The organism is Fibrobacter sp. UWB16, from assembly GCF_900215325.1.
Taxonomy (GTDB): Bacteria; Fibrobacterota; Fibrobacteria; order Fibrobacterales; family Fibrobacteraceae; genus Fibrobacter.
Genome location: NZ_OCMS01000004.1, coordinates 55418 through 71739 on the forward strand (window position 1 = coordinate 55418; position 16322 = coordinate 71739).

Here is a 16322-nt window from a genome sequence, read left to right on the forward strand (position 1 = left end):
TTTTTGCCGATTTATTATGGCAAACTCTTGACTCGTTTTGCAAACAGTAGCTGTCCATTCAAGTCAAGTCGCACATAGGCGGGGCGATTCACCCCAGAAATATCGACAGATGCAGACGATTCAACAAACGAATGCATCCCGAGCATGTTCCCGATGGCATCGTAAAAACGGAGCGTCTTTTTGCCCGGCATGGGGACTTCGACATTCAGCATTCCATGCGCAACATGCATTTGCATTCCAGGCACCAAGCGATGACCGAGCACCCCGACACTTCCTAATGAAGACGAACTCGAGAATACGACTGAGGAACTCGAAATCGATGACGAGCTTGGCAATGTTTCAGAAGAGCTCGATAAAGCCTCGGAACTGGACGAAGCGATATCAGGGCACTTATCCAAAATTTTAGAACGATTCACCGTAAAGCAGACGCGGTCATTCCCGTCAAAGACAAAGTTGAAGACACCTTCTATCCCGGCCTTGCCGCTTTTATTCACAAAGCTGAAATTGGAAAAATATTCTTGGTTTTTATTAAGAACCGCACGTACTTCGGCTCGTTGATGGGCCGCATTCTTGTTCGGATTGTTAGACGCAAAAGCGTTTTCATCATAATCGAAATACCAGATAAAAACTCCATTTTTACCTTGTTGACCACTGTAATACGACTTCTCTATTTTCGAATCAAAGCCCACAGCCGGGCGATACTCGATAAGGTAAAACTCATTCGGGTGATTTGGATTCGACACCGCATAAGCCTGCATTCCCGAAATATTTTTCAGTTCATAGATGCTGTCGCTATTCTCAATTTCAATAGGCTTAAGCCAGCCCATCGATTCGCGTTCAAACGCAGAAAATACCGGCGGATAATTTCCATCCCCGTTATAGCAGCCAAGTGACATCACATCATAAGGCAAGGGGCCTAGTGTCGCATAACCATTTTCATCAGCACTATACAAATCATAAAGACCTATCACGTGGCTAAACTCGTGGACATAGGAGCCCAACATATCGACATCTTTTGAATTTGTTGAACTGGACTTTCCCTTAGCTTTCTGTGCGACAAACGCATAATCATTAAAACGGTAGCCATTCTTTGAATAAATTTTATTAGCACTATAACGTAGTGAAAATGCATGATTAAAGAAACCGTCACAGCTTTTTTCAGCATCATCCTTGAATAACGGATGCAATATCATAAAAGGGATTGTACTTTCGTATTTATCTGCGCGGGATTTGAAATCATTGCGTTCCACGAGCAAATCTAGCGCTGGCAAAATGAAAGAAGCATCACTTTGATAGCTACTAAAATTATTTGAAAGTGTTATGGGGTAAATATCAAACGTCGGCTTAAACTGTCCAGCAGAACTTGAAATAAAGTAATCTCTTACGCTGCCATAATAGCCGTTTTCACGAAAGCCCTCTTCATTGAACATCCGAAATACAAATGCGGAGTCAATAGACTTGTAATCAGCAGTCGATACAAGCAGCACAGGAAAATAGCGTTCACCCGAAGAAAACGATACAGTACTGATACTGGAGCGGATTCTAGACAATCCCTCAGGAACCGAAGACTGGAGCATTTCTTCGGTGTAGATGATTTTTTTCACCTTCATATTTTCCGAAGGGTTAGCCCACGCCAAAGACGCAGAGAACACACAAGCCCCAAACAGGCTCACCCCAAATACCGAACGATCAAACCAACTCATAGTGAGAATATAAATATAAATTCGTCAAAAAGGAGATGCCCCATCAAGTGGGGCATGACATTTTGCACAAGGAGAAGCCCGCTCGGCGGCGGGCATGACAAATCAACGTTTTTTCCAAGCATTTTCACTAAAAGCGTCGGCCACGGGCCACGGCCGCATGACGTACATTTTTGCGTTCAAAAAGCAGAGCTTCACAAGCGAAGCTAATTAAAATTTTTATCTTTGGGCGTGTAAAACTAAAGAGGTCTAATTATGACGTTTGAAGAAATGTACGCACTGGCCTGCCAGCGCAAGAAAGACATGCCGGAAGGCAAGGGCACCACGGAACTCTTCAAGAAGGGTCCGCATGGCATCGGCAAGAAGCTCGTCGAAGAAGCCGCCGAAAGCTGGATGGCCGCTCGCTTTGAATCGCGCGACGCCCAGTGCCTCGAACTTTCTCAAGTGCTCTACTATGTTGCCGTCATGATGGCAGAAAAAGGTCTCACCCTCGAAGAAGTGTACGCAAAACTATGATTAAGGTAGCTCTCCCGAACAAGGGCATGCTTTTTGAACCGACCCAGGAACTCCTCAAGGCCTGCGGTTACAAGGCATCCAAGCCCTACAAGACTTTGACCCAGATCGATTCCAAGAACGGCATCGAATTCTTCTTCCTGCGTCCAAGCGACATCCCGATGTACGTGGGTCGCGGTATCATCGACGCAGGCATCACGGGTATCGACTTCAACGCCGAAGCCAAGAGCCCGGCAGTGAAGGTTTTGGACTTGCCCTTTGGCGCATCCAAGCTCTGCGCTGCAGTCCCGAACGAAAGCCCGATCCAGAGCCTTGCCGAACTGAAGGACGCCACCATCGCGACAAGTTTCCCGAACATCGTGGAAGGCTACTACAAGAAGAAGATGGACTTCGTGGTGCTCGAAGGCGCCGTCGAAATTTCCGTGAGCCTCGGTGTCGCAAACGCCATCGTGGACGTTGTCGAAACGGGTACAACGCTCAAGCAGGCCGGTCTCCGTATTATCGGCGAACCGCTCTTCCGCTCTAATGCGGCCATTTTCTGCAACCCGCAGAAGACAGAACTCGAAGAAGTCAACACGCTCATCCGCCGCATCCAGGGCAAGCTCGTCGCCCAGACGTACATGATGATCGAGTACGACTGCCCCTCCGAACTTCTCTCTAAGGCTTGCGAAATGACTCCGGGTCTCGACGCCCCGACAGTGACGAAGCTCCACGGTCGTGAATGGTACTCCGTGAAGGCCATGGTGCCGCGCGAAGAAGCCAACGCCATCATGGACAAGCTCTGGGACGCAGGCGCCCGTAGCATCCTCCTGTTCGGCATCGAAAGCGCACGTATCTAATGCAATCTCTCGCTTACTTGGCACGTCAACCAATTCTTGACCGAGATGGAAACATCTTCGCGTATGAATTGCTATTCCGAGACTCGCCAAGTAGCGATACCGCAATAATCGCAAGCGACTTGCAGGCGACCGCCCAGGTGCTCGAGAACATCTTGAACAGCATCGGGCTTACACGCCTCGTCGGTGAAAGTAAGGCGTTCATCAACTGCAGTCGCGAGATTCTCCTCGACAACTTATTCGGGCTTTTAAACCCCGACCGCTTCGTCCTCGAAATTCTCGAAGACGTCGCTGTAGACGAGAACCTCATCCGCGCCATTCAGCGCCACAAGTCTCTCGGCTTTGAACTTGCTCTCGATGACTTTATCATGAGCGACGAATACATCCGCCGTTTTGAGCCATTGTTCGAACATGTCTCTTACGTGAAGATGGACCTGGTCGACAACTCGCCTGAGGACATCGAGAAAGCATCGCAGTTCTTCAAGGCAAGAAATATCAAGCTGCTCGCCGAAAAAGTCGAAGACGAACCGACATACAAACGTTGCAAAGACATCGGCTACGATTACTTCCAGGGATTCTATTTTGCAAAACCCGAAATCGTAACAGGCCAAAAGATCGACGCAACATCTGCCGCCATCCTAGAAATCATCAAGCTCTTGCGCACACGCCCGACGCTCGAAGTCCTCTGCGATGAATTCGACAAGCACCCGGACATTTCGGCGAACCTTTTGCAGTTCGTGAATTCTGACGTGCGCAACAAGCCCGTCATCGAAAGCGTCAAAGGCGCCATCGTCTGGGTGGGCATGAAGCACATCCAGGAATGGCTCACGATCATGCTGTACGCGCATTTGGACTCCCGCTCATGAACGTAGAACCGCAAAGCCTAGAAAACCTGATTTCTGAATTCGCCTCCCTCCCGGGAATTGGCCTGAAGACGGCACGCCGCCTCGCCTACCACATGCTTTCGCGCAAGAAAGGCGATGTCGAACGCTTTGCCGATAGCTTAATGCAGGCCGCCGAAAAGGTCCACCCGTGCCCGCGCTGCCACGCCTTCACCGACGAAGACATCTGCCCCACATGCAGGGCCCGCGAAGGCGCCAAGTCCATTTGCGTTGTCGAAAAGAATTCGGACATTCTGCCGTTCGAACGTTCGTCTGTCCATAAAGGCCTTTACTTTGTCCTCGGCGGTGTGATTTCCCCGCTCGACGGCATCGGCCCCGAAGCGCTCCACCTGCCGCAACTCGTGGAACGCATCAAAGCAGAAAACATCGAAGAGCTGGTCCTTGCACTCGGTTCTAGCCCCGAAGCCGACAGCACAGCACTCATGATCGACCGCATGCTCGCCGGCGTCAACGTCAAACGCACCCGCCTTGCCCGCGGCATCCCGATGGGCAGCGACCTGGAATTCATCGACGAAGTTACCATGCTTCGCGCATTCGAAGGGAGAGTTTCCTTATGAGTACAAAAGAAAAAGTCGTCCACCAGGCCCCCGTCGAAGTTGGCGGTTACACTGTCCGTTCGGCAAAGTTTGTCAAGGCCGCCGTGAACCTCAAGGGTCTCCCCGAAGAACATCTCCCGCAAATTGCCTTCCTCGGACGCTCCAATGTGGGCAAGTCCTCGCTCATGAACACCCTCATGGGCCAGAAAAAGCTCGTGAAAATCAGTTCGACCCCCGGAAAAACGCGCGAATTGAATTTTTTCAAAGTCAATGACGAATTTTTTCTTGTAGATTTACCAGGTGTAGGGTTCGCTAAAGTCAACAATGCAAAGCGCGACCAGATGTCCGACTTTATCCGAGAATACGTCGAGAAGTGCAAGGACCTCAAGGGACTTATCTACCTCGTAGATATCCGCCACGGAGGAACGCCCATCGACATCGAGACAGTCGAAAGCATCCGCGCCACGGGCTGCCCCGTGTTGGTTGTCGCTAGCAAGCGAGACAAGGTGAACCAATCCGAACTCGCCAAGGGGCTCCGCGACATCCAGCAGCGCCTGGACCTCGACCAAAAGCCACTTTGCGTCAGTTCACTCAAAAAAACCGGGCTCGATGAACTCTGGACCGAAATCCTAGAGGCAATACATAGCGATAATGGAAAAGACGCGACTTAAAAACTGGCAAAAGATGACTCCCGTCGGGCGTTTATTCCACACGCTCGGGATATTCATCTTGAAAACAAGAATGGGGCAGCTCATAGCCCTGTTTCTCCGCACAGTAGCGTCCCTTTTCGACAAAAGCCACAACTTCAAGAGCGACTCCCGCAACATCATCTTGCAGACGTTCTTCACCGGTGTCGAAATTTTTCCGCCGCTCTTTGCCGTCGCTACGTTGTTCGGAACCGTCGTCATTATCTACCTATTCTCCCTCATGGACAAGATGGGCTTTTCAAATAACATCGGCACCCTCATCGTGGTGATCATCATCCGCGAACTGAGTCCCATCTTCACAGCGTTCCTCATCGCAGGCCGTACAGGCTCCTCGCTGACCACGTACATCGGCAGCATGGTTATCAATTCCGAAGTAGACGCTCTTGCGACCATGGGCATCAACCCCATCCGTTACCTTGTCATGCCTAGCGTAATTGGTGGTACTATCGCAATGATCATCATGAATATCATCTTTAGTACAAGCGCTATCGGAGCAGGATTCCTCCTTACGAAGGGAATCATTTTCATTACCGGAAACGCCCCCAACGTGCAAATTACCTGGAGCTACCTCTCTACAGAAATTATCAAGGCGCTCACCAAACCGGACTTTGTCTTTGCGATTGTGAAGCCCCTTATCTTTGGCATCATCATTACAATCAACGCATGCTACCAAGCACTGAACATCAAGCGAGATATTCGCCAAGTTCCCAAGGCAACATCCCGCTCTGTCATCATGTCCTTCCTCTACATCGTTTTTGCCGACGCCTTATTCTTGATGTACTTCGTTAAAGACTACATGCAGAACCTTTCAGCAATTATCTAATATGCTAGACGAAGCCCTCAGACTTGAAGATATTTACCTTTCGACAAACGAACTCTCGGGAACGATGTTTTCGATTCCGAGGGCTGTCGGCTATTTTGAGAATATAAAGGCAAGCAATAGCAGTGACGATTACCAGCTCATCGCAGGGGCAAACCTCACGCTAAAACTCGGCGAGACAATTTGCATCGGCGGGCCCTCTGGCAAAGGCAAAAGCGCTATCCTCCGCATGATTGCAGGGCTTGCACGCCCGCTCAAGGGGCATATCTACTACTTTGGCGAATACATCCCGGCAGAACGCCTCACCGCACTCGAAGTGGCCAAGCGCCAAGTCGGTTTTGTGCTACAGAACGCCGCCCTGATATCTAACTTGAGAGTTATCGACAACATTGCGCTCCCGCTTCGCTACCACAAGATGGGCACCGATGAAGAAATCACCAAGAAAGTCAACATGGCCATGGACTTGATGCGCGTACGCAACTTCGCGAAGATGTTCCCGCACGAGCTCAGCGTGGGCATGCAAAAGCGTGTCGCCATCGCTCGTTCCTGGGCCATGGACCCGAAGCTTTTGCTCATGGACGAACCGACCGCAGGGCTTGACAACTACAACCGTCGAAACCTCTTGCCGTTGATTGACAACATGCGAACGATGTTCAAGACGTCCATCATCATCGTCACGCACGACCTCATGATTGCCAAGGAACTGGACTGCAACCTCGTATTCTTGCACCAGAAAAAGCTCACCGAGCCGCACTCCTTTGACTACTGGCTCCATTCGGATAGCGAAATTTCGAAGGACCAGTTCCGCGACCTTCAATCCGTTTCACCCAATACTTAATTACAGTTATGTTCCTTCCATTACCAGACGATTTTCATGCGCACTTGCGCCAGGGCGAACTCATGCCCGGTTATGTCCGCGATCTCGTAGCCCAGTTTGGCCGCGCCATCATCATGCCGAATACCGTACCCGCGATGACAAGCGCAAAAGCGATTGCAGACTACAAAAAACAGATTCTCGAAGCCGCCGCCCCGGTGCGCCCGGACTTTGAACCACTCATGACATTCAAGCTGAACCCGAACTACACGGAACAGGACTTGAACGACATGATGGCCGTAGGCGTTGTCGCAGGCAAGTACTACCCCGCAGGCGTGACGACCAACAGTGCAGACGGCATCAGCGATTTCGAAGCCGTTTTCCCGGTTGTCGCGATGATGGAAAAGCTCGGCCTTGTACTTTGTGTACACGGCGAAGAGCCAGGTGAATTCTGCCTGGACCGCGAACCCGCCTTTATCAAGCGCGTCGAAACGCTCGCCGAAAAGTTCCCGAAGCTCCGCATCGTGTTCGAGCACCTGAGCAGCGCAAAGTCTGTGGAAGCCGTGAAGCGACTCCCCGCAAACGTCGCCGCCACATTTACGGTACACCACCTGATGATGACTCTCGACGATATCGTCGGCGATGCACTGCGCCCGCACCACTTCTGCAAGCCTTTACCAAAGCGCCCCGAAGACCGCAAGGCCATCCGCGAAGCCGCCTTCAGCGGAAACCCGAAGTTCTTCCTCGGTACCGATTCCGCCCCGCACCAGCAGGGCAAAAAGGAATGCCCGTGCGGCGCCGCTGGCGTTTACAGCGCACCGGTCGCCATCCCGCTTTTGGTACAGGAATTTGACCGCGCAGGCGCCCTCGACAAGCTCCCAAACTTTATCGCAGGATTCGGTGCAGACTTTTACCACCTCCCGCGCACGACAAAGCAAATCGAAGTTGTCAAGGAATCGTGGACTGTCCCAGCCGTTGTAAATGGCGTTGTACCGCTCGCCGCCGGGCAGACGCTCGAATGGAAACTTAAATAACGTTTTGGGCCTTCATTTTACAATAAAACGCCCAAATTTCATACAAAAATTCGCTGTAAAAGGCGAATTTTTTTTGTACAAATAAAAAAAAATTACCTCTTTAGCTTTTTTTACTTATATTAAAAAGCGATCCAAGGATTATACCACTTTTCAATCGGAGGTTTTATAATGAATCTGGTAAAAACAATTGGTCGTATTCTTCCGGTAGCCCTCTCGCTCTCTGTCCTCGTTGCTTGCGGCGATAAGAAAACAGAAAAGCCTGCTCCAGTAAAGCAGCCCGAACCGGTCAAGGTTGAAGCTCCGGCTCCTGAAGAACCGGCACCATTCGACTTCTCCAAGATTTCTGCCGTCAAGGGCTCCTCTCAGGAATTCCTGACCGAAAATGCCGCCGTTGCCGCATTCTTGAACGATGCTTTCGCCAAGGTTGAAAATGGCCAGGCCACTTCAATCGAATTCCCGAATGTCAGCGGTCTCTTTGAACTCGCTAGCGCAGAACTCAGCAGCGAAGGCCGTGCCGTTATCGCAACGTTCGGCTCTAAGCTCGCTCAGACCAACATGGACGCATCTGTGCTCGTCGAAGGCTACACCTGCGACCTCGGCTCTGTCGCTTACAACGACGAACTTTCTCAGCGCCGTGCAGAAACGGCCAAGGCTGAGCTCTCCAAGTACATCCCGTCTTCCAAGATCACTGCTAAGTGGTATGGCAAGCGCTTGTTCAAGAAGATCAAGTACAGCACCAGAGAAGAACATCGCCGCGTGAACATCCGCATCCAGTAATCTGGAACACGCGAACTTAAACGCACAAGTGTTTGAAAAATCCTCCGCCCAAGCGGGGGATTTTTTTGTGGTCAATCTCTGTTTGATATCAAAATTTTTGATATCAACCCCTTTTTACCGGAATGGGAAGTCACAATTGTTTAATATTGCGATTTGCGATTTTATACATGGAATCTTTTTCTAATGGCGAACATCGTGAAGCAATCTCCAACCGGCATATTTATATATATTTCCCAACGACATAGCCCCGTACCGAATGGTTCGGAGAAACCAAAATTTTTGAGATTCGTCTCTTAATTTCGTACCTAGAAAATCGCAACTTCATGAATGAAGGCGAAATCTCTTCACTTAAGGCAAGGAGCAGCCATGACCGAAGCAAAAGATTTTATCGCGTTTGCGCAGAAACTAAAGGGTGATGAAAAACAAGAAGCCCAAACTTTTTTGAACCATTTCTTTCAGGTCTTCGGTTATGAAGATGTGGCTGCTGCCGGAGGTGTTTTCGAAGCGAGAATAAAGTCTTCAAATTCATCCAAAAAATCGACGAATTATGCAGACTGCCTTTTTGCACCGCAGGGGCATTCAGGCGTACTCATCGAAATGAAAGGCCGTAAAGAAAAGAACCTCGACAAGCATTTTGAGCAGGTGAAAAACTATTGGCTTGATATGAAACCGCAAGAGGTTATTGGGCCTGGAGCACAAAAACCGAGATACGCCATTCTTTGCAATTTTGACGAATTCATCATTTACGATGAACTGTCTTTGGTTGATAGAGTCAAGATGAAGGATTTTGCACAGAGAAAATCTGCGTTCAATTTCATGTATCCTGATGAAAAAGCACCCGTTTTCAACTGTAATGTAAAGGAAATTTCAAAGGGCGTTGCGAATAAGATTGGTGAAGTTTTCAAGTACGAAGTCGTTGAAAAAAAGGAGTCGCCCGAAAAAGTTCAACGTTTTTTGATGCAGTGCATCTTGGCAATGTTCAGTGAAGATTTTGGGCTGTTACCGGATAACTTATTCACGAATTTAATCCGTAATTGTTGTATTCAAAAAGGTGATTCCTACGATGAACTCGGTGGTTTGTTCAATCAAATGGCAAACCCAAAAATGGCTGATGGCGGAAAATACAAAGGCGTTCCTTATTTTAACGGAGGCCTGTACAGTAAGGTAGAACCGCTGTCTCTCGACAAATACTGTTGCGAGTTATTGCAAGAAGCTAGCCAGGTCGATTGGAATCATGTCAATCCGTCTATTTTCGGAGCAATGTTCGAAGGAACGATGGATTCAAAAGAAAGACATGGATTTGGCGCTCATTTTACTAATGAAATCGACATTCTGAAAATTGTGAATCCTTGCATTATCAGACCATGGAATGAAAAAATAGAAAAGGCGGATACAGCACCTAAATTGGAAAAGCTCCTAAAAGAATTATCTAATTACAAAGTACTTGACCCGGCTTGTGGATGTGGAAATTTCTTGTTTGTTTCTTATTTGGCCTTGGTCGATATCGAACTTAAAATATTGGACAAATTACAGGATCTTTCATTACAATCAAATACAAATAAAAATATAATGGAACGTCATCGGTTCAGCGTTTTAAGTACGCAACAGTTCTTTGGAATAGACATTTTGCCGATGGCTGTGGAACTTACCAAAGTAACGATGATGTTGGCAAAAGAAATCGGTGCTAAAAAATGGAACGACCATTGGGAAGCAGACCCCTTATTTAGAATTGAGAGTTTGCCACTCGATAATATGGACAATAACATTCTTTGTCAAGACGCTTTGTTGAATCCGTGGCCCGAATTTAGTGTTGTTATCGGCAATCCTCCATATCAAGGGAAGAACAACACAAAGGTTGAAATGGATGGGGCCTATATTGCAGACGTTCGTGAACAGTTCCCCGATGTTCCCGGTAGAGCCGATTATTGCGTCTATTGGTTTAGAAAAGCACATGGACTGATGAAGGACGGACAAAGAGCGGGCCTTGTGGGGACAAATACCATTAGGCAGAATTACTCTAGAGAGGGTGGGCTGGATTATATTGTTGCAAATGGTGGTGTAATTATAGATGCCGTCAGTACGCAGGTTTGGTCGGGTGAAGCTGCTGTATATGTTTCGATTGTAAATTGGGTTAAAGGAAAGTATTCTGGTGAAAAAACTTTGTGTTTTCAAGAAGGAAATACTGTAAAATCACCATTTGTTTATGAACACCCAAGTAACATTACTTCGGCATTAAAGTCTGCTTGCGATGTAAAAGGAGCTTTTGCCTTAAAAGCAAATATGGCAAAAGGATTTTGCCATCAGGGGCAGACTCATGGCCATAAGGGGTTCTTGATAAAAGATTTGAATGCCGCAAAAAAGTTGTTGAATGACGAACAGAATAAACAAGTTCTTTTCCCGTTTCTTATTGGAGATAGATTGGTTGGAACATACAAATCACAACCTGATCGATATGTTATAGATTTTCGAAAGTTTGATGTTTTTGGTGCACAGAAATATAAAGAGTTGTATAAAATCATCGAAAAAAGTGTTTATGCTGATAAAAAAGAAAAAGCAGATGAAGAAAAAATAAAGAATGAAAATACTCTCAAGAAAAATCCAAAGGCTAAAGTAAATCATGATCATGAAATGGCCTTGAAGACTTGGTGGCAAATGTTTAGATCCAGAGATGTTCTTTTAAATATACTAGAGGTTAAGTCACGTTATATTGCGTGTTCCCGAGTGACAACACGCCCCATATTTGAATTTATTTCAACTGAAATACATCCTAACGATGCTTTGCAAGTGTTTCCGTTAGAAGATGATTACTCGTTTGGAATTTTGTCCTCAAAAGTTCATTGGGAATGGTTTAATGCAAGATGTTCTACATTGAAAGGGGATCCGCGTTATACTTCGGATACTGTATTCGATTCGTTCCCTTGGCCTCAAAAACCTACTGAAAAACAGATTGCTGAAATTGCAAAGTATGCGGTTGAACTTCGCTATAAACGCAGAGAGGAAATGGAACAGAATATACTTAGCTTGCGTGATGTTTACAGAACTATGGAAACAACTCCAGATAATCCAGTAAGCAAAATTCAAGCGAAACTTGACAACGCGGTACGTGAAGCCTACGGAATGTCTGCGGATGATGATGTTTTGGAATTTATTCTTAAATTGAATAAAAAATGTCATGACCGCGAGGAATCAGGCAAAGAAATAACACCACCGGGTCTACCTAAATTTGTGAAAGATCCGCAAAAATACATTACAGAAGATTGTGTTAAAATGGAAGAATAAGAGCAAGTCAAGAGTTTAGCGAGGTTTGATTCAGAGGCTTCGCTAAATCCGCTCTTTCTTTTTTTAGCGTTTTCAAGTGTCACACGAATAAGGTATATTAGACAAATAAGATTAACGAAGGAGACTCCCATGAGCGAAAACAGCGCCAAGAACGAAGATTTCGAACAGTACTACAAGAAACTTATTGACACAATTGCTGCAGACAGCAACTTAGAAGAAAAGGAAAATGAGCAGAAGTTAAAGAACCGCGAGCTCATCACTCTTTCCAAGCAGCACCTTTATAAGATTGTTTTGTGTGATTCACAAATACGCATGAGTGCCGGGCTCGATACGACGAGCTCAAAGCATTCTTCGAACATGTTCCTCAAGAGCGCCATGGCTGATTTCACGGAAATGCTGTCGAACTATCTCGAAAGCATGGATGTTCTGGATGACGCCGCCGATGTTCTTCAGAAACACAAAGACAACTGGGACAAAGAAGCACAAGCACAAATGCAATCGATGATTGACAACTTCAAGAAAAAGACAGCCCATCAATTCAACACCATCGCTCAAGCAGCCATAAACACTTTGAGCAACTGGTCCAAAAACTTAGAAGCATAAGAGTTAGGTTCCCTTAAGGGAACCTAATTTTTTGAAAAAAAAATGCGGAAGGACTTGACCGGATCTCAAATATAGTATACATTTAAGCAGCAGTTTAATTATATTGCGCTTTTCAGCATGTAGCGCAAAGGGGTAAATATGACATCGGCTTGTAGGCCCATTTCGGGGCTAAATCCAAATTTTCAGAACATTTTTCTTGACATCGGCGCCAGTTTCTGCTATTTTAATACTATAATTCGGCAATTTTCACACTTTTTGCCAAATTATAGTAGTTTAGGAGAACCGATGGACAAGGACGCAATACTGGAAAAATTCCAAGGTGGCGAGGTCTTCGACAAGCCATCCTTTCGGCAGTCCGTTCATTCTCTCTATCCCGATTGTTCAGAAGCCATGATAAATTGGCTACTGCATTCGTTCCGAGAAAAGGGAATACTGTCATCCGTCGGTGCCGGGAAATACTATGTCACATCCGCTCACGAAGCGACGAAAAAGATGTACATCTACCCGCATTCCCCGGAATTTTTTGACCTAGAGACTCAAATCACAGATCGATTCCCTCTTTTAAAGTTCCAGATGTGGGAATTAATCCAGATGAACGATTTCGTAAACCACCAAATTGCAAAAAATGTCATCTTTATAGAAACAGAAAACATGATGGTCAACTCGGTTTACGAGGACTTGCATACAAGACACCCATACGCAATGATCGAGCCCGATACCGCCCTCTTTTACAAGTTGCGAGGTCCCGACACCGATATCGTTGTGCAAAAATTACCATCCGAAGCTCCGGCTCCACTCATAAATCATTCCTGCACTTTGGAGAAAATCGTTGTAGACATTCTATCCAAAAAACTGACAGGCCAATTAATTGAACGCAGTGAATATCCAGCAATTTACGAAGGCATATTCAATAAATTCCATATCGACGAAACTCGCATGTTCCGTTATGCCAGACGGCGGAACCTTTACAACGCTCTCCGCTCCTTTATTTTTGAGCAAACCAATATCCAGCTAAAAACGATTCAGTAACGAGGTGCATGATGATTTCAAAAAGCACCTACACTACAGAACACGTGAACGCCTTGCGTGCGAAATATCAAAAAGATCCATCCTTATTGGAGCGCGTTCTATTCGCGTTCGGATTACTAGAAGCTCTTGCCCGCGTAGGCTTGCCATTCTTATTCAAGGGCGGAACATCATTGATGCTGATTTTCGAACGACCATTAAGACTTTCAACTGACATTGACATCTTGGTAAATCCAGGAGAAAATGTTGACCACTACATCCACGAAGCAGCAAAAATTTTTCCTTTCAAGTCTTTTGAAGAAAAACATAGAATCGGGCCTAACAACATCGAAAAAAGGCACTTCAGATTTTATTACAACTCCCCCTTGAGGAATGAAGAATTTTACATCATTCTAGACATTGTCTATACAGAAAATCCATACCACTTGATTGAAACCCGAGAAATCAACGGAGAACTGTTACTTTCCGATGGTTCGGCCGTAACGGTATCAATGCCATCGGCAGAATGCATCTTGGGCGATAAATTGACAGCATTCGCCCCACACACAACAGGCGTCCCTTTCGGCATAGACAAGGAACTAGAAATAATCAAGCAACTGTTCGATGTAGCCGCACTTACCGAAAAAATTTCTAATTGGGAATCCGTGGTAAAGACTTATGACAGAATAGTTCTAAATGAAATCGGATATCGCAATATAGCCATCAGCCGAGAAGAAGCCCTTTTAGACACAATTCAGTCCTGCGCCTGTATCGCAGGCAAAGGCGTATACGACAAAGAGGAATTTTCACTATTTCTTAAAGGCATCCGATCCATTGGCGGGCACATTCTGTCGATAAATTACAACTTGTCAATTGCTACAGAACAGGCTTGTCGCGTAATACATCTCGCTTCATGTCTTCTGACAAAGCGAACCTACAGCCCCATTCAATCTCCAGAACGTTATCTTGCTGAAAATATCAGCAAGAGCAGGTACAAGAAGCTTTCATATATGCGAAGCCAAAACATCAATGCATTCGCGCATCTTGTTGAAGCTCTGCGAAACCTCGGAGAAATTTAGATAAGACTACAATAATTTCTTTTCGGAATGCCGAACTATTTCGTTCTACCCGTTCATTATATATTCTGCATTCTCGAGAATGTACGAATCTTTGGACTTTTGGTCTTCTGGAAGGCGCTCGAACGGGATGATGTCGTGACGCGTAAACGTGCGTTCGTCGGTAGGTCCTGAGCGGTAGCCCATCAAGAGCATGGACATCATCCAGCGGCGATGTTCCGCCTCGCGGAGGAGATAGTCATCGTCCGAAATTTCAAAACAGCGCTTGCGAAGCGGGAGCGCATTGGCGCAGTAAATAGCGGATGTCTTGTCGGCCTCGCTCAAACGGTACCACATCTTTTCTTCGGTATCGCGGGTATCAGGATTCAAGTGACGTTCGCGAACGTAATTTGCACGCTGGCCGCGTTCTACGCGCTTGGACTGTACAAATTCCTTCATTTCATCGATGTCACCCATGATGCGCACATAGCCATACATGCCGCTTTCGTTGATATTCTTGATGATATCGTCATTTGCTTCACGCCAGTAAACGGCTATATCAGCGTTATCATAAACAGCTCGCGGCAAATGCACAAGTGTCGAAATCGCCTTGGAGGCATCTTCCTTACAAATGCACACGACCAAGCGTTCCTTGGGGCTTGCAGCCACGGCGGCAATAAAGTTACGTGCCAAATCCGCTTCGCAGTAAGCATCGACAAAATTCCATTCCACGTCGAGGTAATCGCCACGTGCGGTTTCAGGATCGTGCGTCACCTTGTTACCATTGGCATCAACGTAAGTGTACTTCGAAAGTCTAAAAAGCCCCATGCGTGAGACCACCAAACGATCCACCCACTTTTCACAATCTTCATCGACAAATGTAATGCAAGTCTTTAAACCCGTGCGACTGTAATTCGGATAATGGCAAATGTTCGCAACCGCAAACGCCACCGCCTGGGCAATCGGGCCCGTGCCAATCAAGACGACATGCAAGCGTTCATTTTCGGCTTCGCGAATTGTCGGCAAGAAATCCGTTCCCACAAGCAGCTGCTCCGACATGAACTCGTATTCATTAAACACATTGACAAGCAAATGTCCCTTATTCTGTTCGGGGGCTTTCAAATACCACAAAATTTCAGAAGACGAAGGTTCACTCAGCAGCAAATGGCAGTGGATATCGCGCGGGGCCTTTTCGCAGACGTTACGCAAGACTTCAATGCAATGCAAGTTGCGAGAATCGCGTTCAGGGCCGTCTTCGCCAATCACGAGAATTTGGTCTGCCAAAAGCGCACCAGCAAAAAGCAAATCTTCTTCGTTCTCGTAATCTTTTTTGTAATGGATAAAGTGCCCATCAATATCGCGACGGCTCACAACAACAATCGGGCGTTTGTCGCCCTTGAGCGCGCGCAAGATACTTTTGAGCTGATGGCCAGCACCTAGCACAAGCACATGACCACGGACATCGACGTGCTTTTTACCTTCGCGCATCGATTCAGACGTATTCTTGAAAACGTTGATCATGACGCTGATGAACAGCACCGCAAAGACGACATAGCCCGACAAAAAACCTTTCCAGCCAAGAGTCTTTTCGCCAAGCACCCAAGAGCCAAGCATTACGCCTGCAACAAAAATAATCAGGGATAGGCCAAGCAAAATCAAGAGTTTCTTGGCAATTCCATTCGACCAGGCGCCTTTAATAAGTCCGTTATAATTCATGAAACGCTCCCGATAAATCTGACAA

The 16322-nt window shown here is 46.7% G+C and carries 15 protein-coding genes; 13 read left to right on the forward strand and 2 right to left on the reverse strand.

The window, feature by feature from the left end; all coding sequences use genetic code 11:
* Positions 1-14: 14 nt before the first annotated feature.
* Positions 15-1703 carry a hypothetical protein gene (locus CRN95_RS12420; RefSeq protein ID WP_097021096.1) on the reverse strand — a complete coding sequence of 563 codons (1689 nt, stop codon included), beginning with the start codon at positions 1701-1703 and terminating at the stop codon, positions 15-17.
* Positions 1704-1955: 252 nt separating this feature from the next.
* On the opposite strand from CRN95_RS12420, the gene hisE reads away from it, so the two are divergent.
* The 13 genes from hisE to CRN95_RS12485 all read left to right on the forward strand — a co-directional run bounded on the left by hisE (position 1956) and on the right by CRN95_RS12485 (position 14605).
* Positions 1956-2216: a phosphoribosyl-ATP diphosphatase gene (gene hisE / locus CRN95_RS12425; protein ID WP_014545870.1), complete on the forward strand. Its 261-nt coding sequence runs from the start codon at positions 1956-1958 to the stop codon at positions 2214-2216.
* On the forward strand, positions 2213-3052 hold the full coding sequence (hisG, locus tag CRN95_RS12430; RefSeq protein WP_088630171.1) for an ATP phosphoribosyltransferase: 840 nt from the start codon (positions 2213-2215) through the stop codon (positions 3050-3052). The genes hisE and hisG overlap by 4 nt, the downstream gene beginning before the upstream one ends.
* Positions 3053-3069: 17 nt before the next feature.
* Complete coding sequence (locus CRN95_RS12435; RefSeq protein ID WP_235003032.1) at positions 3070-3915, forward strand: EAL and HDOD domain-containing protein; 846 nt, start codon at positions 3070-3072, stop codon at positions 3913-3915.
* Positions 3870-4508 (forward strand): recombination mediator RecR, encoded by a 639-nt coding sequence (gene recR / locus CRN95_RS12440; RefSeq protein ID WP_235003033.1) that lies wholly within the window; start codon positions 3870-3872, stop codon positions 4506-4508. The genes CRN95_RS12435 and recR overlap by 46 nt, the downstream gene beginning before the upstream one ends.
* Positions 4505-5158 (forward strand): ribosome biogenesis GTP-binding protein YihA/YsxC, encoded by a 654-nt coding sequence (yihA, locus tag CRN95_RS12445; protein ID WP_073424799.1) that lies wholly within the window; start codon positions 4505-4507, stop codon positions 5156-5158. Before recR ends, yihA begins: the two co-directional genes overlap by 4 nt.
* Positions 5139-6017, forward strand: a complete 879-nt coding sequence (locus tag CRN95_RS12450) for an ABC transporter permease (RefSeq protein ID WP_088630169.1) — start codon at positions 5139-5141, stop codon at positions 6015-6017. The genes yihA and CRN95_RS12450 overlap by 20 nt, the downstream gene beginning before the upstream one ends.
* 1 nt (position 6018) lies before the next feature.
* A complete protein-coding gene (locus CRN95_RS12455) occupies positions 6019-6852 on the forward strand; it encodes an ABC transporter ATP-binding protein (RefSeq protein WP_088630168.1) in 834 nt (277 codons plus the stop codon).
* Between the two features lie 8 nt (positions 6853-6860).
* Positions 6861-7862, forward strand: coding sequence for a dihydroorotase (gene pyrC, locus CRN95_RS12460; protein WP_097021098.1), 1002 nt, complete (start codon positions 6861-6863; stop codon positions 7860-7862).
* Positions 7863-8030: 168 nt separating this feature from the next.
* The gene (locus CRN95_RS12465) at positions 8031-8639 is read left to right on the forward strand and encodes an OmpA family protein (RefSeq protein ID WP_088630166.1); all 609 of its coding nucleotides are present in this window, start codon (positions 8031-8033) and stop codon (positions 8637-8639) included.
* Between the two features lie 366 nt (positions 8640-9005).
* On the forward strand, positions 9006-11918 hold the full coding sequence (locus CRN95_RS12470) for a DNA methyltransferase (protein ID WP_097021099.1): 2913 nt from the start codon (positions 9006-9008) through the stop codon (positions 11916-11918).
* A gap of 129 nt (positions 11919-12047) precedes the next feature.
* Positions 12048-12521 (forward strand): hypothetical protein, encoded by a 474-nt coding sequence (locus tag CRN95_RS12475; protein ID WP_097021100.1) that lies wholly within the window; start codon positions 12048-12050, stop codon positions 12519-12521.
* A 285-nt stretch (positions 12522-12806) separates the two neighbouring features.
* A complete protein-coding gene (locus CRN95_RS12480; RefSeq protein WP_097021101.1) occupies positions 12807-13550 on the forward strand; it encodes a DUF6577 family protein in 744 nt (247 codons plus the stop codon).
* A gap of 8 nt (positions 13551-13558) precedes the next feature.
* Positions 13559-14605 (forward strand): nucleotidyl transferase AbiEii/AbiGii toxin family protein, encoded by a 1047-nt coding sequence (locus CRN95_RS12485; RefSeq protein WP_200816209.1) that lies wholly within the window; start codon positions 13559-13561, stop codon positions 14603-14605.
* Positions 14606-14650: 45 nt separating this feature from the next.
* Here CRN95_RS12485 and CRN95_RS12490 read toward each other — a convergent pair whose 3' ends face one another.
* A complete protein-coding gene (locus CRN95_RS12490; protein ID WP_097021102.1) occupies positions 14651-16297 on the reverse strand; it encodes a hypothetical protein in 1647 nt (548 codons plus the stop codon).
* Positions 16298-16322 lie beyond the last annotated feature (25 nt).